This is a genomic window from Acholeplasma laidlawii PG-8A, assembly GCF_000018785.1.
Lineage (GTDB): Bacteria > Bacillota_I > Bacilli_A > Acholeplasmatales > Acholeplasmataceae > Acholeplasma > Acholeplasma laidlawii.
Genome location: NC_010163.1, coordinates 672,797 through 688,767, shown reverse-complemented (window position 1 = coordinate 688,767; position 15,971 = coordinate 672,797). Strand labels below are relative to the sequence as shown.

General features: G+C 32.2%; 15 protein-coding genes and 1 other annotated feature. Of the genes, 5 read left to right on the top strand and 10 right to left on the bottom strand.

The genetic code is table 11. The features are described 5' to 3' along the window. Positions 1–1,392: a sugar ABC transporter permease gene (locus ACL_RS07240; RefSeq protein ID WP_012242606.1), complete on the top strand. Its 1,392-nt coding sequence runs from the start codon at positions 1–3 to the stop codon at positions 1,390–1,392. 4 nt (positions 1,393–1,396) lie between these two features. Then, the gene (locus ACL_RS03285) at positions 1,397–2,677 is read left to right on the top strand and encodes an alpha-amylase family glycosyl hydrolase (protein ID WP_012242605.1); all 1,281 of its coding nucleotides are present in this window, start codon (positions 1,397–1,399) and stop codon (positions 2,675–2,677) included. 47 nt (positions 2,678–2,724) lie between these two features. On the opposite strand, the gene ACL_RS03280 is transcribed toward ACL_RS03285, so the two are convergent. Next, a complete protein-coding gene (locus ACL_RS03280) occupies positions 2,725–4,527 on the bottom strand; it encodes an alpha-glycosidase (RefSeq protein ID WP_012242604.1) in 1,803 nt (600 codons plus the stop codon). 124 nt (positions 4,528–4,651) lie between these two features. Between ACL_RS03280 and ACL_RS03275 the strand changes: the two genes are divergently transcribed. Continuing rightward, entirely contained in the window at positions 4,652–6,337 is a 1,686-nt protein-coding gene (locus ACL_RS03275) for a glycoside hydrolase family 13 protein (protein WP_012242603.1), read from the top strand. Positions 6,338–6,339: 2 nt separating this feature from the next. After that, positions 6,340–7,824, top strand: a complete 1,485-nt coding sequence (malQ, locus tag ACL_RS03270; protein WP_012242602.1) for a 4-alpha-glucanotransferase — start codon at positions 6,340–6,342, stop codon at positions 7,822–7,824. A gap of 43 nt (positions 7,825–7,867) precedes the next feature. Here the strand turns inward: malQ and msrB are convergent, their stop codons facing one another. The 7 genes from msrB to ACL_RS03235 all read right to left on the bottom strand — a co-directional run bounded on the left by msrB (position 7,868) and on the right by ACL_RS03235 (position 13,149). Then, positions 7,868–8,281: a peptide-methionine (R)-S-oxide reductase MsrB gene (gene msrB, locus ACL_RS03265; protein ID WP_012242601.1), complete on the bottom strand. Its 414-nt coding sequence runs from the start codon at positions 8,279–8,281 to the stop codon at positions 7,868–7,870. A gap of 10 nt (positions 8,282–8,291) precedes the next feature. Beyond that, positions 8,292–9,113: an oxidoreductase gene (locus ACL_RS03260; protein ID WP_012242600.1), complete on the bottom strand. Its 822-nt coding sequence runs from the start codon at positions 9,111–9,113 to the stop codon at positions 8,292–8,294. A 43-nt stretch (positions 9,114–9,156) separates the two neighbouring features. Then, entirely contained in the window at positions 9,157–9,798 is a 642-nt protein-coding gene (locus tag ACL_RS03255) for a formate/nitrite transporter family protein (protein ID WP_012242599.1), read from the bottom strand. Between the two features lie 94 nt (positions 9,799–9,892). Continuing rightward, the gene (locus tag ACL_RS03250; protein WP_012242598.1) at positions 9,893–10,642 is read right to left on the bottom strand and encodes an amino acid ABC transporter ATP-binding protein; all 750 of its coding nucleotides are present in this window, start codon (positions 10,640–10,642) and stop codon (positions 9,893–9,895) included. Further along, entirely contained in the window at positions 10,632–11,309 is a 678-nt protein-coding gene (locus ACL_RS03245; RefSeq protein ID WP_012242597.1) for an amino acid ABC transporter permease, read from the bottom strand. Before ACL_RS03245 ends, ACL_RS03250 begins: the two co-directional genes overlap by 11 nt. Before the next feature lies 1 nt (position 11,310). Further along, a complete protein-coding gene (locus ACL_RS03240; protein ID WP_012242596.1) occupies positions 11,311–12,120 on the bottom strand; it encodes an ABC transporter substrate-binding protein in 810 nt (269 codons plus the stop codon). A gap of 200 nt (positions 12,121–12,320) precedes the next feature. Further along, positions 12,321–12,528 (bottom strand) — a binding site (T-box leader). Between the two features lie 72 nt (positions 12,529–12,600). Next, the gene (locus ACL_RS03235) at positions 12,601–13,149 is read right to left on the bottom strand and encodes an acetate uptake transporter (RefSeq protein WP_041633943.1); all 549 of its coding nucleotides are present in this window, start codon (positions 13,147–13,149) and stop codon (positions 12,601–12,603) included. A 255-nt stretch (positions 13,150–13,404) separates the two neighbouring features. Between ACL_RS03235 and ACL_RS03230 the strand changes: the two genes are divergently transcribed. Beyond that, positions 13,405–14,115: a pseudouridine synthase gene (locus ACL_RS03230; protein ID WP_012242594.1), complete on the top strand. Its 711-nt coding sequence runs from the start codon at positions 13,405–13,407 to the stop codon at positions 14,113–14,115. Here ACL_RS03230 and ACL_RS03225 read toward each other — a convergent pair. Further along, on the bottom strand, positions 14,112–14,945 hold the full coding sequence (locus ACL_RS03225; RefSeq protein WP_012242593.1) for an RluA family pseudouridine synthase: 834 nt from the start codon (positions 14,943–14,945) through the stop codon (positions 14,112–14,114). The two genes, ACL_RS03230 and ACL_RS03225, sit on opposite strands and share 4 nt — an antisense overlap. Then, complete coding sequence (locus tag ACL_RS03220; RefSeq protein WP_012242592.1) at positions 14,942–15,910, bottom strand: alpha/beta hydrolase; 969 nt, start codon at positions 15,908–15,910, stop codon at positions 14,942–14,944. The genes ACL_RS03225 and ACL_RS03220 overlap by 4 nt, the downstream gene beginning before the upstream one ends. Positions 15,911–15,971 lie beyond the last annotated feature (61 nt).

The window sequence follows — 15,971 nt, the reverse complement described above, 5'->3', positions numbered from 1 at the left end:
ATGGAAATCTTAATACTTCTAATATTGTTTATAGTAGTTTGGGCAATTACTTCTAACTACTTAATTATTCATGACATAGCTAAGAAAAAAGGCTATGAACACAACAGAAAAATTCAAATAATATCTATGTTACCATTCTATGGAAATTATTACGTAAATGAACTTCCAAATTTAAAACCACATGTAACCAAAGAAGAGTTTGATTACTTACTCTCTCCTGAAGTAGTATCTAAAAAGATTGGGTTTGTATTTCTAGCATTACTGATATTAACAGTTATCTTGATACCAGTATCACTGATGGTTTATGTTTCTTTTAAAAATAATTTTGCAAGTACTTTAATGATTACCTTTATAGTAATACTCATATTTTTGGTACATCAAGGACTTGTTGTAGAATATGCAGCAAAAAAAGGGTACGAGGGTACATTGCCAGGTTTAATTGGGTTAGTTCCAATTTATGGATTTATTCACTACGCTAACAGCCCAAAAAGACGTAATACATCAAAATTATCAATTAAAGCAACTTTTAGTATTAAAAACATACTTATAAAACTCTTAATAAATGCAGAGTTAACTCTACTTGTCGTTGTTGTATTAGTACCTGTTATCTATATCTTTGGTATGGCATTCTCACCTGGTACATCTACAATACCTAACACAATATGGCCAAGCAATCCTACTTGGAATGGGTTTGATTATCTATTTAACTCACCAGATTCTAGCTTTGGTAAATGGTATTTAAATACACTGATCATTGCATTCATCAACATGATTGTAGGTACTATCATCATTACTGGTGCTTCTTATGTATTTGCAAGATACTCCTTTAAAGGTAAAAAAGCTGGATTATTAACTATATTAGTTCTTCAAGCTTTCCCTTCATTCATGGGATTAATTGCAATGTATGTATTATTCTGGAAGTTCGGTTTACTTGGGCAACCTCTTTACCTAACAATTCTATATATTGGTGGTGCAATTCCAGGTAACTTATGGTTAATTAAAGGGTTCTTGTCTCAAATTCCTAGAGATCTAGACGAATCCGCAATGATTGATGGTGCTTCAAAGGTGAAAATATTTGTACACATCATTCTACCGTTATCCGTACCTATCCTAACGTTTGTTGCCGTTTCAATGTTTATGGCACCATGGATGGATTATATGTTACCGGGTTACTTACTAAATGTTCCTGCTCCAGGTAATAGCTTGGATCAGGTTCAAGAACAATGGACATTAGCTGTTGGTATCTTCTCGTTTATCAACGGTCAATATGACTTAAACTACCCAGCATTTGCTGCAGCATCATTAATTGTTGGGGTTCCAATCGCCGTAATTTATATGGTATTCCAAAGATATTTAATCGAAGGTATCATGGCAGGTGCAACGAAAGGATAATAATATGGCAAAACAAACTTCTCATGAACTAAAAAACAAAGTTGTCTATCAAATATTTACAAGACAACACTCCAAAACAAGTGATTTTAAAGGTATTATTGAAGACTTAGACAGAATTAAATCGTTAGGGGTAGACATTGTCTACCTCCTACCGTTTCATCCAATTGGAGAAAAAGATAGAAAAGGGTCTATTGGAAGTCCTTATGCTATTTATGATTACTATGCAATCGACCCATTATATGGCACACTAGAGGATTTTAAAGCATTAGTTAAAGAAATCCATCAAAGAGACATGAAAATCATGATAGATATTGTATTTAACCATACTTCTAGAGACTCCATATTAACTCAAAAACATCCTGAATGGTTTTATAAGAAACCAGATGGTTCATTTGCTAATAGAGTAGGGGATTGGTCAGATATAACTGATTTTGACTTTCTATCTCACAGAGCTATATGGGATTACCTTATCGACGTATTAAAATATTGGGCACAATTTGTTGATGGTTTTAGATGTGACGTAGCACCACTTCTTCCTCTTGATTTTTGGAAGGAAGCTAGAGTTAAAGTTGAGCAAGTAAACCCAAATATGATTTGGCTAACTGAATCAGTTCATTTAGGCTTTATCAAATATATTCGTGATATGGGTTATGATGCATTTTCAGATTCTCAAATGTATGAAGTATTTGATGTCGCTTATGATTATGATGTCTTTGACTTTATGGACGACTACTTAAATGGAAAAGACACTCTAAAACGTTATTTGTTTGAATTGTGGCGTCAAGAAGCAACTTATCCGAAGAATTTCGTCAAACTTAGATCATTTGAAAACCATGACCAAGATAGAATTGCTCATAAGGTTGGTAACAAAACCAAACTCATTCAAATGACAGCACTACAATTTTTCTTAAAAGGTATGCCAATGATCTATGCTGGTCAAGAACATCAAGTCACAAAGAGACCTGATTTATTTGAAATGGATTTAGTACCTTGGAATAAAGATGAAAGTATTGAAGACCTTATCACAAAACTATCCTCTATTAAAAAATTAGATATCATGAGTAAAGGTACTTATCACTTTGTGAACACTGATAGTATTGCTCATTTAGAATATCATTTAGGTAACGAAAAACTTATTGGTATATTTAATCTTGAAAATCTATCAAGTATCAAAGTGGATCTAACTGACGGTAAATATCTAAATATACTTACTAACAAACTTCATGAAGTTAAAAATGGCTCATTACCACTTCGTAACGAACCTATTATATTTCATTTAAAATAACACCTAAAAAAGGTCCTTAAAGATTTCTTCTTTAGGGACCTTAACGTTTAAATGAATTTAAGTATTTTATAACCATATGCTGGAAGTTCAACTTCTGCATGTACATTTACAGCTTTTTTACTAAATACATCCGTATATTGTAATTGATATGCCGGATCTATGTTTAGTTTAACTGATTTTTCGGAATCATTAATTAGAAATAGTAAACTTTCATTTTTATGATGTTTCACAAATGAAATGGATGATTTATCAATAAACTGATAATCACTTTCCATAAATGCAGGATGTTGTTTTCTTAATTGTATTAAGTCTTTAATCAATTGATGTAAACTATGATTCCAAGTAGACTCATCCCAATTAAAACAGCGTCTATTATCCGGATCGTGTTCACCAGTTAAGCCAACCTCACTACCATAATAGATATTTGGTGCACCGGCACTGGCAAACATTAGAATGTATGCAATCTTTAAGCGTTCATCATTATCTTTCAAACGTCTTTTCATGCGGATTGTATCATGTGTATCTAATTGATTAAACATATTTTTCATAACATGTTTTGGAGTCAATGCGGTATATTGAGTTAATTCATTTTTAAACTCTTCCGAATCAATTTTTCCATCAAAATATTGCCACATTGGTATGGATAAATCATAGTTCATTACAGCATCCATTTGATCCCCTCTTAACCAAGGCATCGAAGAATCCCAGTTTTCACCAAATATGAATGTATCTGCTTTAGCAGCTCTGGATACCTGTTTAACTTTTCTTAAGAAGTCATGACTAACTTCGTTAGACACATCCAGTCTCCAGCCATCAATGTCAAATTCTTTAATCCAAAACTCAATTGAATCAAGTAAATGTTTCTGAGCTAACTCATTACCTGTATTCCATTTTGGCATAAATGGTGTATAAGCAAACGTTCTAAAATTTGGTCTTAAATTACCGTGTCCTTTAGGACTACCATCTTCAGTAAGTTCAAAATTTAGAATTGGATCTTTATCTAAAAAGAAACAATCCGCATATTTAGAGTTTCTACCATATTTTACAACATCTTGAAAGAACGGATGATCCCAACCACAGTGGTTTAAGACAGCATCAAGCACTACTTTAATGCCTAATTTATGCGCTTCTTGGACTAATAATCTAAAGTCTTCATTTGTCCCAAATTGTGGATCAATTTTAAAATAATCTTTAGTATCATATTTATGTGCTGTACGAGATTCAAAAATCGGAGTAAAATATATACCAGATATACCTAAATCCTTTAAATATGGTAGTTTGTCTATAACACCTTTAATATCACCGCCATAGAATTCATGGTTATTTACAGGAAGTTTTGCCCAGGGTAAATTAGATTTCTTACTATGACTATAAAATCTATCCATAAATATTTGATACCATACAGTATCTTTTACCCATTTTGGTGTATTGGCTTGATCTTCATAGTTTAAATATGGATAGTTAAAATAATTACTTAAATCATAAAAACTACCTTCATCAAAATCCGTAGGTGGTAGACCTTCTAGTTCTTCCATACGCTTTGAACCATAAAAATAATGTTTATCATCTGCTTCGATTAAAAAAGCATACTTGCAGCGATAATCCTTTGGTTCAACCTCAATGAAGTAATAATCAAAAAGATGGGTAGAATATCTTTTAGTCATCTCGACTAATTGGCTCTCCCAACGAGCTTTTCTATTTTTATAAGTCCAATCAAATGGATCACCATATGACAGTTTTACAGATTGGACATCATCTTTCATGGTTCTAAATAATATATGAAGTTTTTTATCATCATAAGCATAACTGTATTCACTTTTTGCTTGATGAAATAATGCGTGTTTATTCATGGTATATCACTCCTTGAATTTCATTATATCATTTAGTCATTTGATTGATAAATATGTAACCGCTATCATGTTTTAGTATAGAAGTTATTTTGGTAAAATAATAATGTTAAGGACGGTTTATTTTATGAATAAATGGTGGATGGAAGCCGTAGGCTACCAAATATATATAAAAAGTTTTAAAGACAGCAATCATGATGGTATTGGTGATTTAAACGGTATTACAGAAAAGTTAGATTATCTACATTTACTTGGTGTAAATTTAGTTTGGATTACACCATTTTATGATTCGCCAATGGATGATAATGGTTATGACGTTAGAGACTACTTTAAAGTATCTAAAGAATACGGTTCTCTAGAAGATTTTAAAGCATTACTAAAAAAGGCTAAAAATCTAGGTATTAAAGTTATCTTAGACTTCGTCTTAAATCATACATCTGATGAACATGCATGGTTTATGGAATCTAAAAAGTCACTAGATAACCCATATAGAGATTACTACATTTGGCAAAAACCTAAAGTGGTGGATGGAAAAATATTACCTCCAACCAATTGGGGTTCCTTCTTTGGTGGCTCTGCATGGAAGTATGATGAAACCACTAATGAGTACTACATGAAAATATTTTCTGATAAGATGCCAGATTTAAACTGGAAGAATCCAAATGTTGCTCAAAGTATGATTGAAGTTGGTAAATGGTGGTTAGACTTAGGAATAGATGGTTTTAGATTAGATGCAGTATCACATCTTGCTCGTGAAGATTTTGTTGATTCTACATTTGCTAAAGATACTGTCCTTGACTGGTTTAAATTCTCTAATTTACCTGATAACCACAAATACTTAAATCAACTTCATGAAGGTTTATTTAAACCTTACGATGCTTTTACAATTGGTGAAGTTGGTGGCCAAGCAAGTATAGATGAAGCAATTAAGTATGCATCATTTAATTCAAATGAAGTATCTATGGTATTTAACTTCGACCACAATTGGCACAACAATATATGGGATATCACCGATTTAAAAGACATCAAGGTCAATGTCATACCCCTTAAAGAAACACTTAATAAATGGCAAGAAACCTTCAAAGACATTGGTTGGCTACCACTAAATTGGTTAAACCATGACCAACCACGTGTTGTCTCCCATTATGGCCATGTAGATTATCATAATGAGTCTGCTAAAATGCTTGCAAGTATTATGTACTTATCAAGAGGTACGCCATTTATTTATCAAGGTGAAGAAATTGGTATGACCAATTATCCATTTAAGGACTTATCAGAAATTAATGACATTTCAACCTTAAACAGTGTAAAAAACCAAATAGCTATGGAACCAGAACGTGCTCATCAAATCATTGAAAAGGCACTCATGACTTCAAGAGACCACCCTCGTACCATGATGCAATGGCAGCATACAGAGTATGCAGGATTTTCAACAGTCAAACCTTGGTTTCATGTCAATCCAAATTACACTGAAATTAATGTCTTTGATCAAGTGAATGATCCTACTTCTATTTGGAGTCACTATCAAAAACTATTCAGTTTAAGAAGATTCTCTAAATACTCAAAAACACTTATTAACGGTACATATGAAATGATACTTAAAGATGATCCAAATCTATTTGTTTACTTAAGAAAGTATCAAGAGGAAACAATCATCGTTATCGGTTCATTTAGTACATCTGAAACAATCATGGATATAACTAATTATCCTGTTGGTGATATATTAATTCACAACTATGAAGATATATCTTATGAAAATAACAATCTAAAATTAAGACCTTATGAAACAATCTCATACAGGATAAAGGAGTAAATATGAGAAAAGCTGGTATTTTATTACACATATCATCATTACCATCCAACTACGGTATCGGTACTTTCGGTAAAGAGGCTTATAATTTTGTAGATTTTTTAGAATCTACTGAACAGTCCTACTGGCAAATACTTCCGTTAGGACCTACTTCCTATGGTGATTCACCATACCAAACGTTTAGTGCGTTTGCTATGAACCCATACTTTATAGACCTAGATTTTTTAGTGAAAGATAAACTATTAAAAAAATCCGAAATCTTAGATTCTCAATCTTTAGAAGCCGAAGTTGACTATGAACGCTTATATCATGAACGTTTTAAAGTATTAAGAATTGCTTTTGACCGTTTCGACTTAAATAGTACATATTTCCAAGAGTTTTTAAGAAATGAAGGTTACTGGTTAAATGATTATGCGCTCTTTATGGCCATTAAAGAAAGTCAACATAGTGTAAGCTGGGCAGAGTGGCCAGAGGCTTTAAGAAAACGTGAAGAACATGCAATAAATCAAGCAAGACACGATTTTAAAGATGCTATTAATTTCCACTCATTCTTACAATATGAAGCTTATAAACAATGGTACAATTTAAAACATTATGCGAATGAAAAAGGTATTCAAATTATTGGTGATATGCCAATTTATGTATCCTATGACTCTTCTGATGTATGGACTAAACCTCAATACTTCCAATTAGATGAGAATAAACTACCTACACTTGTAGCGGGTGTACCTGGTGATAATTTCAGTCCAACTGGCCAATTATGGGGTAATCCATTATATCGTTGGGATATTTTAGAAGGCGAAGATTTTGCTTGGTGGATTGACCGTGTTAAATCCAACACTTCCATGTTTGACGTTTTAAGAATTGATCACTTTATCGGGTTTGTTCATTACTTTGGTATTCCATATGGTGATACAACCGCTGAGCGTGGTAAATGGTTTGAAGGTCCTAGTTATAAATTGTTTGAATCTATCAAACGTCAACTAGGCGATAGACAAATCATTGCTGAAGATTTAGGTATGATTACTGATAAGGTAAGAGCACTGCTTAAACATACGGGTTTTCCTGGTATGAAATTACTTCAGTTTGCTTTTGATTCTAGAGAAGAATCAGATTATATTCCACACCTTTATCACAATAATGTTGTTGCATATACAGGTACTCATGACAACGAAACTACTACTCAATGGTTTAAGAATCTAAAATCAAGCGATTTAAAATATGCATTAGAATATATTAATCACGTTAAAGGATCTAAAACAGATTCACTCATCAAAGCAACACTTGCAACAGTTGCAGATACTGCAATCATCCCGATGCAAGACTATTTAAATCTTGGTAGTGAAGCTAGATTCAATATCCCATCCACTTTAGGTGGTAACTGGGTATGGCGCCTAAAAGCAGGTCAAATTGATCGTATGACGCGTATAAAAATTAAACGTTTTACTAAATTATACGGACGTACAAATCCATTTCATAAATCTAAGTAACGAAAAGGTGATGCATTAATAAAATGCATCACCTTTTATTTCATTATTTGTCAAACAGTGATTTATACTGTCCATATCCTTCTTTTTCTAAGTCTTCTAAAGGAATAAATCTCATACTTGCTGAGTTCATACAATATCTTAGACCACCTTCATCTTCTGGTCCATCATCAAAGACATGACCTAAATGTATATTGGAATTTTTAGTTCTTACTTCCGTTCTAAACATACCGTAAGACATATCTATTTTTTCAATCACTATTTTATTATCAATTGGTTTAGTAAATGATGGCCAACCACACATTGCATCAAATTTATCAAGTGATGTAAAAAGTGGTGTACCGTCCATGACATCTACATAAATACCTTCATCAAAATTATTCCAGTATGCATTATCAAATGGTGGTTCTGTACCATTTTCCAGTGCTACTTTTTTTTGTATTGGCGTTAACTTTTTCATTTCATATCTCCTATCTTTTTAATAAGATATAATCTAACCATTTATCAGGCAATATCTTTCTTGCTGTTAATGCGATAAAGCTTAGTGTTCCCATACGGTATCTAGTCTTAGGTCTTTTGGCTCTAATCGCCTTGTAGACGACTTTAGCTACAACAAGTGGATTAGAACCCACCTTACCTGTTAAGTAGTCTCTTTCGGCTGATTTCATGACATGAGCAATGGTGTTTTGATAAGGTGAGGTTGTATCAATTTTACTTGCATAGTCATAAGTTCTTTGCATAAATTCTGTTTTAATAAGTCCTGGTTGTATTAAGACAACCTGGATACCAAACTGCTTTAATTCAATTCTTAAACTATCAGAAAAGCCTTCTAATGCAAACTTAGAAGCATGATACCACCCACCAAGTAGTGAAGCCACTTTACCACCGATACTGGATGTATTAATTATTTTCCCACTACCTTGTTTTCTCATGATGGGTAATACGTGTTTGATCATATTAGCTAGACCAAATAAATTGACTTCAAATTGATCTCTTGCATCTTTTAAGTCTACATCTTCAATCGGTCCATATAAGCCGTATCCAGCATTATTAAATAAAACATCAATTCTGCCTTCAGCTTCATATATTTCTTCAATAGCTACCTTAATTGACGTCTCATTTGTAACATCTAAAAATAGAGGTTTAATACCTAGCGGTATAAGATCCTCTAACTTGTCCATACGTCTTGCTAGTGCATATACTGTAAATCCTTTTTTACTTAAATACTCAGCAGTGCTTTTCCCTATACCAGAGCTAGCACCTGTAATTACTACAACACCATTTTTCATCATATCACCTTCTATAGTGATATTTTACCAAAAAAAGAAGCTTAATCTATTGATTAGGCTTCTTTAGTGATCCAAATTTTTCTATACTATTTAAAATAACTGCACCAACACCATTACCTATAAGCATCACTACAAATGCAAAGAGCATATACCAACTATATTCATTAGCTAGTAAAAAGTAATAAATGTTTGCGATTGAGTGTTCAAATCCTAAAATCACAAATATTGCTACTGCAAAGATGTTAACTACGACTTTAGCAACGTGATTTTCGATGCGCTTATAACCATCAACACCTAAGTACATCATCATACCGCACATTATAGATAGACCAAATATCTCCAATATATTTCTAGATAACTTAGTTTCAACGAGTGTTTTAGCTGTTTGAATAATGACTTCATAATTAGCTAAGTAAATAATACTTGCTATTAAGATTGAACCTAATAGATTACCAAGTATAATCCATAATATCTCGATGATATAAGATTTTTCCTTATCGATAATATAACCAATACGACCTGTATATAACTTGTAATCTAGTGTAACGACACAGAGTAATCCAAATGCAAATAAGAATGCACCGATGATTGTATGGTCTGCTTTTAAATATAAATAAGTTGTACCTGCTATGGCAATGAGTGCACCAGCCATCATGGCACTTAATAGTGTTTTTATGTGTTTTTCCATTGTATACTTCCTCTTCAATACAATTATACGAAAAGTAAATATTATTACAAGTAAACCTATAATTAGAATTTAAATTGTGTATTTTTTACTTAAATTAGATATTGTCTTTAAAGGTTAGTTTATCTAAAAATTCAATAACACGTTTTTTACTGGAATTAGTAAAGATATCATTTGGCGTACCTACTTCAATAATTTCACCCTGATCCATAAATACTACTTGGTCTGCAATACTTTCAGCAAAGCCCATTTCATGTGTAACAATAACCATGTGCATACCTAGTTTCACTAAAATTTTCATCGTTAGTAACACTTCTCCAATCATTTCTGGATCAAGCGCTGATGTTGGTTCATCAAATAAAATGACTTTGGGTTCCATACAAAGAGATCTTGCTATAGCAATTCTTTGTTTTTGACCACCACTTAACTTTCCAGGATATTGATCTTTCTTATCTAGTAAACCCACTTTTTCGAGATAAAATATAGATTTATTGGTTGCAGTTACCTTATCAAGTTTAAGTACATTTTTTTGAGCAATATTTAAGTTTTCTAAAACTGTTAAATGTGGAAACAAGTTAAACGATTGAAACACCATACCCACTTCTTTACGATGTTCATTGATATTAAAATGTTTACTGAGTATATTTTTATTTTTATAATTAATTTCACCTGAAGTTGGTGTTTCCATCAAATTCAAAGTTCTAAGTAAAGTGGACTTACCACTACCAGATGGACCAATAATGATTGTAATACCTTCATAAATATCTAAGTTCACTTGATTTAATGCAAGTGTACCATCATTGAATTTTTTATTTAGGTTTTTAATTTCAAATAGTTTATTTTTCATCTTGTTTTCTCATCCTTTTTTCTAATTTTGACATGAGTTTAGATGTAGTAAATGTCAAAACAAAGTAAAGTAATGCTGTAACAATATACACTTCTTTAGTTCTATAAGTTGATGTTTTAACAATTTGTGCACTATACATAAGTTCAGAAATACCTAAATACATAAATATGGATGTTTCTTTAATCAACGTTACAAATTCATTACCTAAAGATGGCATAATATTTTTTATAGCTTGAGGCATAATGATGTGAAGCATGGTGCTTTTTTCTGTCATACCTAAGCTAAGCCCAGCTTCTTTTTGACCCTTTTCAATAGATAATATACCCGCTCTAAAAGTTTCAGATGCATAAGCACTACTATTAATAATAAGTGCTACCATCCCTAGTAAAAATGCACCAAAATCCATGCCTAATACGGTCATTACTGGTAGTTTAACAATTGCATAGATAAGCATCACTTGAACAAGTAATGGTGTTCCACGAATAATTTCCACATAACTTCCACCAATAAAGTTTAGTATTTTGTGTTTTGATAATCTAAAATAGGTTGGTATCACTGCAATGAGGGTACCCATTAAGACTGCAATGAGTGCAAGAACTATTGTGATTAGCACACCTTGTAGCAATGTTTTTACATAGAATAAATCTAGTAAGAATGAAAAATCCATATTAACTATTTAATAAAACACTATCTTTAACAAACTGCTCGATTTGACCTGATTCTTGGAGTATTTGAATTGTATCATTGATAAGTTCTAGTAGTGCTTTATTTCCCTTTCTTACAGCAACAGCAGATCCATCTTCTGGATTACCTAGTGTAAAGTTTGCAATAGAAAGACTCGTCATATTATTGATATAACCTTCAGCAACTGGTTTTTCCATAATTACACCAGCTAATTGACCGCTTGTTAACCCTAACACTAAGTCAGGTACTGCTTGAATAAATTGTTTTTGAGGTGCATCAAATAGATCATTTGCATAATCTTGTTGGATAGAACCTAACTGTGCGCCTATTCTAATATTAGAAAGGTTCATAGACGCTACTGAAGTATATACATCCATATTTTTAGTTTCAATTAATACGACTTGTGTGGCCATGTAATAGACAGTTGAAAAATCTACAATTTCTGCACGTTCAGGTGTTGGTGTCATTGCTGAGATGACAAAGTCAACACGACCATCTGCTAAGTCTTCTAGTAAAAAATCAAATCCTTTATGAATTACTTTTAAGTTTTTACCAGCATGTTTAGCGATAACTTTAGCAATTTCAATATCAATACCAACAACTGTTTGGTTATTATTTTCATCTTTTACTAACCATTCATATGGTGCATAGTCTGCAGATGTTCCCATTGTAATATATTCATCATAAGATTCATCAATAATAAATGTGAATGTATTTGAACTTCCCATATCACATCCAACTATGAGCGTTATAACACCCATCACCATAAACATTGATAACATTTTTTTAATCATTTTCTTCTTCTCCTTTTGACTAAAATAAATAAAAAAGTCCTCTAGATATTATCTAAAGGACGATTAAAAAACCGTGGTACCACCTAAATTCTAGTTTTAAAAAACTAGCACTTTAAAAACGTTAACGCCGTTATACGTTTAAACCTTATATTGATGATGAGTGATGTGATACTTAATAAAAAAGTCCCTAGACAATAATGTCTAAGGACGAGTTAATCGCGGTACCACCTTAGTTCTAGATTAAAAACCTAGCACTTATATCGTTAACGCCGACATACGTTTAAACCTCATCAAAACTCGATTTAAAAGCTCCAAAGCACGTTCATTCATCACTTTTACTGATTTACACCAATCATCAGCTCTCTATGAAAAGTTAAATAAATTACTACTCTTCTTCATCACTTTGAAAAACATTATAATCCAATCGAAATCAAATTACAACATTAAAATTATTTTATCGTAAATTTTACTTAATTATAATTATAGTGGGAAAACTTTTTTGCCAAGTTCTTCATTCACAATTTGTCCAACTGCAGAATACATAGCAAATAAACCAGTTAAAATTCCAACATAACCAGCGATATTTGTAATTAATCTTATAGCAGTGAAATCACCTAGTGCTAATAAGAAGAATAATAACGCTAATGAGCCAAATACAAATTTAGTAATTGTATTATGAGTGAATGTGCCTATAAACATAAATGTTGTAAATACACCCCATAATAATAAGTAAAAGCCCATTGAAGTTAAATCTGCTGTAAATGCCGGATAATCTTTTGGTAATAACCAGATCATTACAAGTGATAACCAGAAAAATCCGTATGCTGTGAATGCTGTTCCACCAAAATTATTGTTGTTTTTAAATTCTAAAATACCTGCAATAATTTGTGCTAGACCACCTAGTGCCACACCCATTGAAATCACTACTAATGACAACTCAGTAATACCCGCATTTGCTAGGTTTAACAAGATTGTTGTCATTCCAAATCCCAGTAAACCTAAAGGTCCTGGATTCATTTTTTTTGTCATAAATACCTCCATTTTTTTTATCATCCTAATCATTTTATCTTATTTTAAATTTAAAACAAGATGGTTACATCTTTTTTTATGAATAATGATTCATATTATGTTATAAATACAGCGAGTGTATCAATTAATGGAATATTTTGGTAAAATACATATACACTAATTTATTTAAGGAGCTTAACTTTAATGTTCGCAAAACAATATAAAAAATATGAAAAACCTCATAATGATTTAATCAAAGATGATGACAAGGCATCAATGCGCTTAAACCTTTACATCTCTAAAACTGGGGTTGCATCTCGTCGTGGTGCTGACAGTTTAATTGAGCACGGACGCATTAAGGTCAACGGCGTAACAGCCGTGTTAGGCATGCAAATAACAAAAAATGATGTCGTTACCTTAGATAACAACATCATCGAACCCTTAGAAGAAAAATTCTATATTCTACTTAATAAACCTGTAGGTATTGTTTCTACTACAAATACAGCAATTTCTGGTAATATGATCACTTTCATGAATTTTAAAGAAAAAATATTTCCTGTTGGTAGATTAGATAAAGACTCACATGGTCTTATTCTACTTACCAATGATGGTAGTATCGTCAATAAAATATTAAGAGTAGAAAATGGACATGATAAAGAATATCATGTCACATTAAATAAACCTTATGATGACTACTTCATTGAAACAATGACATCTGGTGTAGAAATCTATAATCCAGTTGCTCATGAAAAACAAATGACCATGCCATCTATTTTAAAACCATTAGATGAAAGAACTTTCAGTCTTACCATTAGACAAGGATTAAACCGTCAAATTAGACGTATGGCAGATAGTTTAGGTTACCGTGTTGAATCGCTTGAACGTGTTAGAATTATGCACTTAACCTTAGGTGATTTACCAGTTGGTTATTGGCGTTATCTAACAAGTGACGAATTAAAAGAATTAAACGATAAAATTAACCATTAGAATGGTGGGTTGGACACAAAGTGTTCAACCTTTTTTGTACGTATCATTGGAAATGATATTTCACTAAAATGTAATAAAAGTCTTGAACTACTTACACCATATAATATATCTCCTACTACTGGATGATTAATACTTGCCATATGAGCTCTAATTTGGTGTGTACGTCCTGTTTCAATTTGGACCTTGAGTCTTGAGCGTGTTGCTTCATAACCCAGTAATTCATAGTGTGTTATCGCTAGTTTACCATGTGGTGAAACAACCATTTTTTGTAGTTTACTGTCTTTGATTAACTTAGATTCAATAGATCCAGTTTTATCTTTTACTTTATTTTCAACGACACAAATATAGTTTTTAACGACTTGTCTAGATTCAAATAAATTAGAAAGGTACGCAAGCGCGATAAAGTGCTTTGCAAAAACAACAATACCTGTTGTTTCTTTGTCAATACGATGTGCTGGTAATACTTGGTGATGGTATCCATGATATTGAAAATGCATATTGACGCGTCTAGTTAAATGATCTTCAGATGCACCGTCATCGTGTACAATGACATTAAATGGTTTATTCACGATGACAATGTCATCATCTTCATAAATAATATCTAGTTCTACGTCTTCTATGTCATTCATGACATAAGGTTCAAGGTGAATGTTTAAGACATCACCTTTTTTTAGTCTATATTCTGAATTTACAGCCTTAAAATTGACTTCAAACAAGTGGTTTGAAGAATACTTATAGATTACGGGTTTTCCTACGTTATAAGTTTGAAGGTATTCTCTAATTGTAATACCTACATATTTATCTTCGATGTTAAATGTTAATGTGCTCATATGTTCTTATTTTCCTTAAAGTGATTTTTTATTGCATATTTAAAATTGTCTAGTAAATAATTCTTAGCAGCAATGCCAATTTGAGTTTTATCACTTAGGATATCAAATGCGTGATATCCACCTTCAAAAATCTTGAAATTAACGTCGTTGCCTTGTAGTTTGAGTCTTGTTACAAAATCTCTTGTTTCATCTAAAAAAGGTTCTACACTTCCAACATAGGTCATCGTTGGTGGTAAATTCTTTAAATTTTGAGCTCTTGCTGGTGCCGCATAATAAGGTACTTCATCTTTACCAAATAATTCACCCAAATAAAGTTCCCAAGCAAGTTTGTTTTGCTTAGAGTTCCACACTGGATCATCATTATCAATTGATGATGGTGTGTTCATACGATCATCAATCATTGGATAAAGTGGCATTTGAAATGCAATTTGAACTTCATTTTTGTCTCTAGCAAGTAGTGCCAATGCTGCCGTTAAGCCACCACCTGCAGAATCACCTGCAATCATGAGTTGATTCGGATTAATCATGTAACGTAAATGATTTTTCTTCATCCATAAAAGCGCTAGATAACAATCATCTATAGCTGCTGGATATGGTTTTTCAACAGATAAAGTGTAATCTGGTGAAATAATGACACAACCTGTTTCATCAATGAGCAGTTTAAATAACTTCTCATTCATCTCAGGAATACCTAAACCGTAACCACCACCATGCATATAAAGAAGTCCTGGTGCATTATATTTTCTTTTTATTGGTGCATATATAGTCAGTCTTAAAAGTGTTCCATCTAGTCTCGGTATATGTACTTCTTCATAAAAGAGTTTTGCTGGTGCTTTACCTTTTAAAGCACCCATAAGTTTTTTTGCAAGTTTTAATGTTCCTACTTTAAACGAAGGCGTAAAAAAACGAATAAATTTACCTGTGAGTCTCAATTCAGAATCAATTGCCTGATCTTTAGACTTCATATAGTTTCTCCCCTAATGCTTAGTATTTACATACTACGCCTATTATACCAAGTAATTGACC

What these genes read in the sequence shown, in the direction of transcription:
- ACL_RS07240 (WP_012242606.1), top strand. Translation starts at nt 1, where the DNA reads ATGGAAATCTTAATACTTCTAATATTGTTTATAGTAGTTTGGGCAATT.
- ACL_RS03285 (WP_012242605.1), top strand. Translation starts at nt 1,397, where the DNA reads ATGGCAAAACAAACTTCTCATGAACTAAAAAACAAAGTTGTCTATCAA.
- ACL_RS03280 (WP_012242604.1), bottom strand. Translation starts at nt 4,527, where the DNA reads ATGAATAAACACGCATTATTTCATCAAGCAAAAAGTGAATACAGTTAT.
- ACL_RS03275 (WP_012242603.1), top strand. Translation starts at nt 4,652, where the DNA reads ATGAATAAATGGTGGATGGAAGCCGTAGGCTACCAAATATATATAAAA.
- malQ (WP_012242602.1), top strand. Translation starts at nt 6,340, where the DNA reads ATGAGAAAAGCTGGTATTTTATTACACATATCATCATTACCATCCAAC.
- msrB (WP_012242601.1), bottom strand. Translation starts at nt 8,281, where the DNA reads ATGAAAAAGTTAACGCCAATACAAAAAAAAGTAGCACTGGAAAATGGT.
- ACL_RS03260 (WP_012242600.1), bottom strand. Translation starts at nt 9,113, where the DNA reads ATGATGAAAAATGGTGTTGTAGTAATTACAGGTGCTAGCTCTGGTATA.
- ACL_RS03255 (WP_012242599.1), bottom strand. Translation starts at nt 9,798, where the DNA reads ATGGAAAAACACATAAAAACACTATTAAGTGCCATGATGGCTGGTGCA.
- ACL_RS03250 (WP_012242598.1), bottom strand. Translation starts at nt 10,642, where the DNA reads ATGAAAAATAAACTATTTGAAATTAAAAACCTAAATAAAAAATTCAAT.
- ACL_RS03245 (WP_012242597.1), bottom strand. Translation starts at nt 11,309, where the DNA reads ATGGATTTTTCATTCTTACTAGATTTATTCTATGTAAAAACATTGCTA.
- ACL_RS03240 (WP_012242596.1), bottom strand. Translation starts at nt 12,120, where the DNA reads ATGATTAAAAAAATGTTATCAATGTTTATGGTGATGGGTGTTATAACG.
- ACL_RS03235 (WP_041633943.1), bottom strand. Translation starts at nt 13,149, where the DNA reads ATGACAAAAAAAATGAATCCAGGACCTTTAGGTTTACTGGGATTTGGA.
- ACL_RS03230 (WP_012242594.1), top strand. Translation starts at nt 13,405, where the DNA reads ATGCGCTTAAACCTTTACATCTCTAAAACTGGGGTTGCATCTCGTCGT.
- ACL_RS03225 (WP_012242593.1), bottom strand. Translation starts at nt 14,945, where the DNA reads ATGAGCACATTAACATTTAACATCGAAGATAAATATGTAGGTATTACA.
- ACL_RS03220 (WP_012242592.1), bottom strand. Translation starts at nt 15,910, where the DNA reads ATGAAGTCTAAAGATCAGGCAATTGATTCTGAATTGAGACTCACAGGT.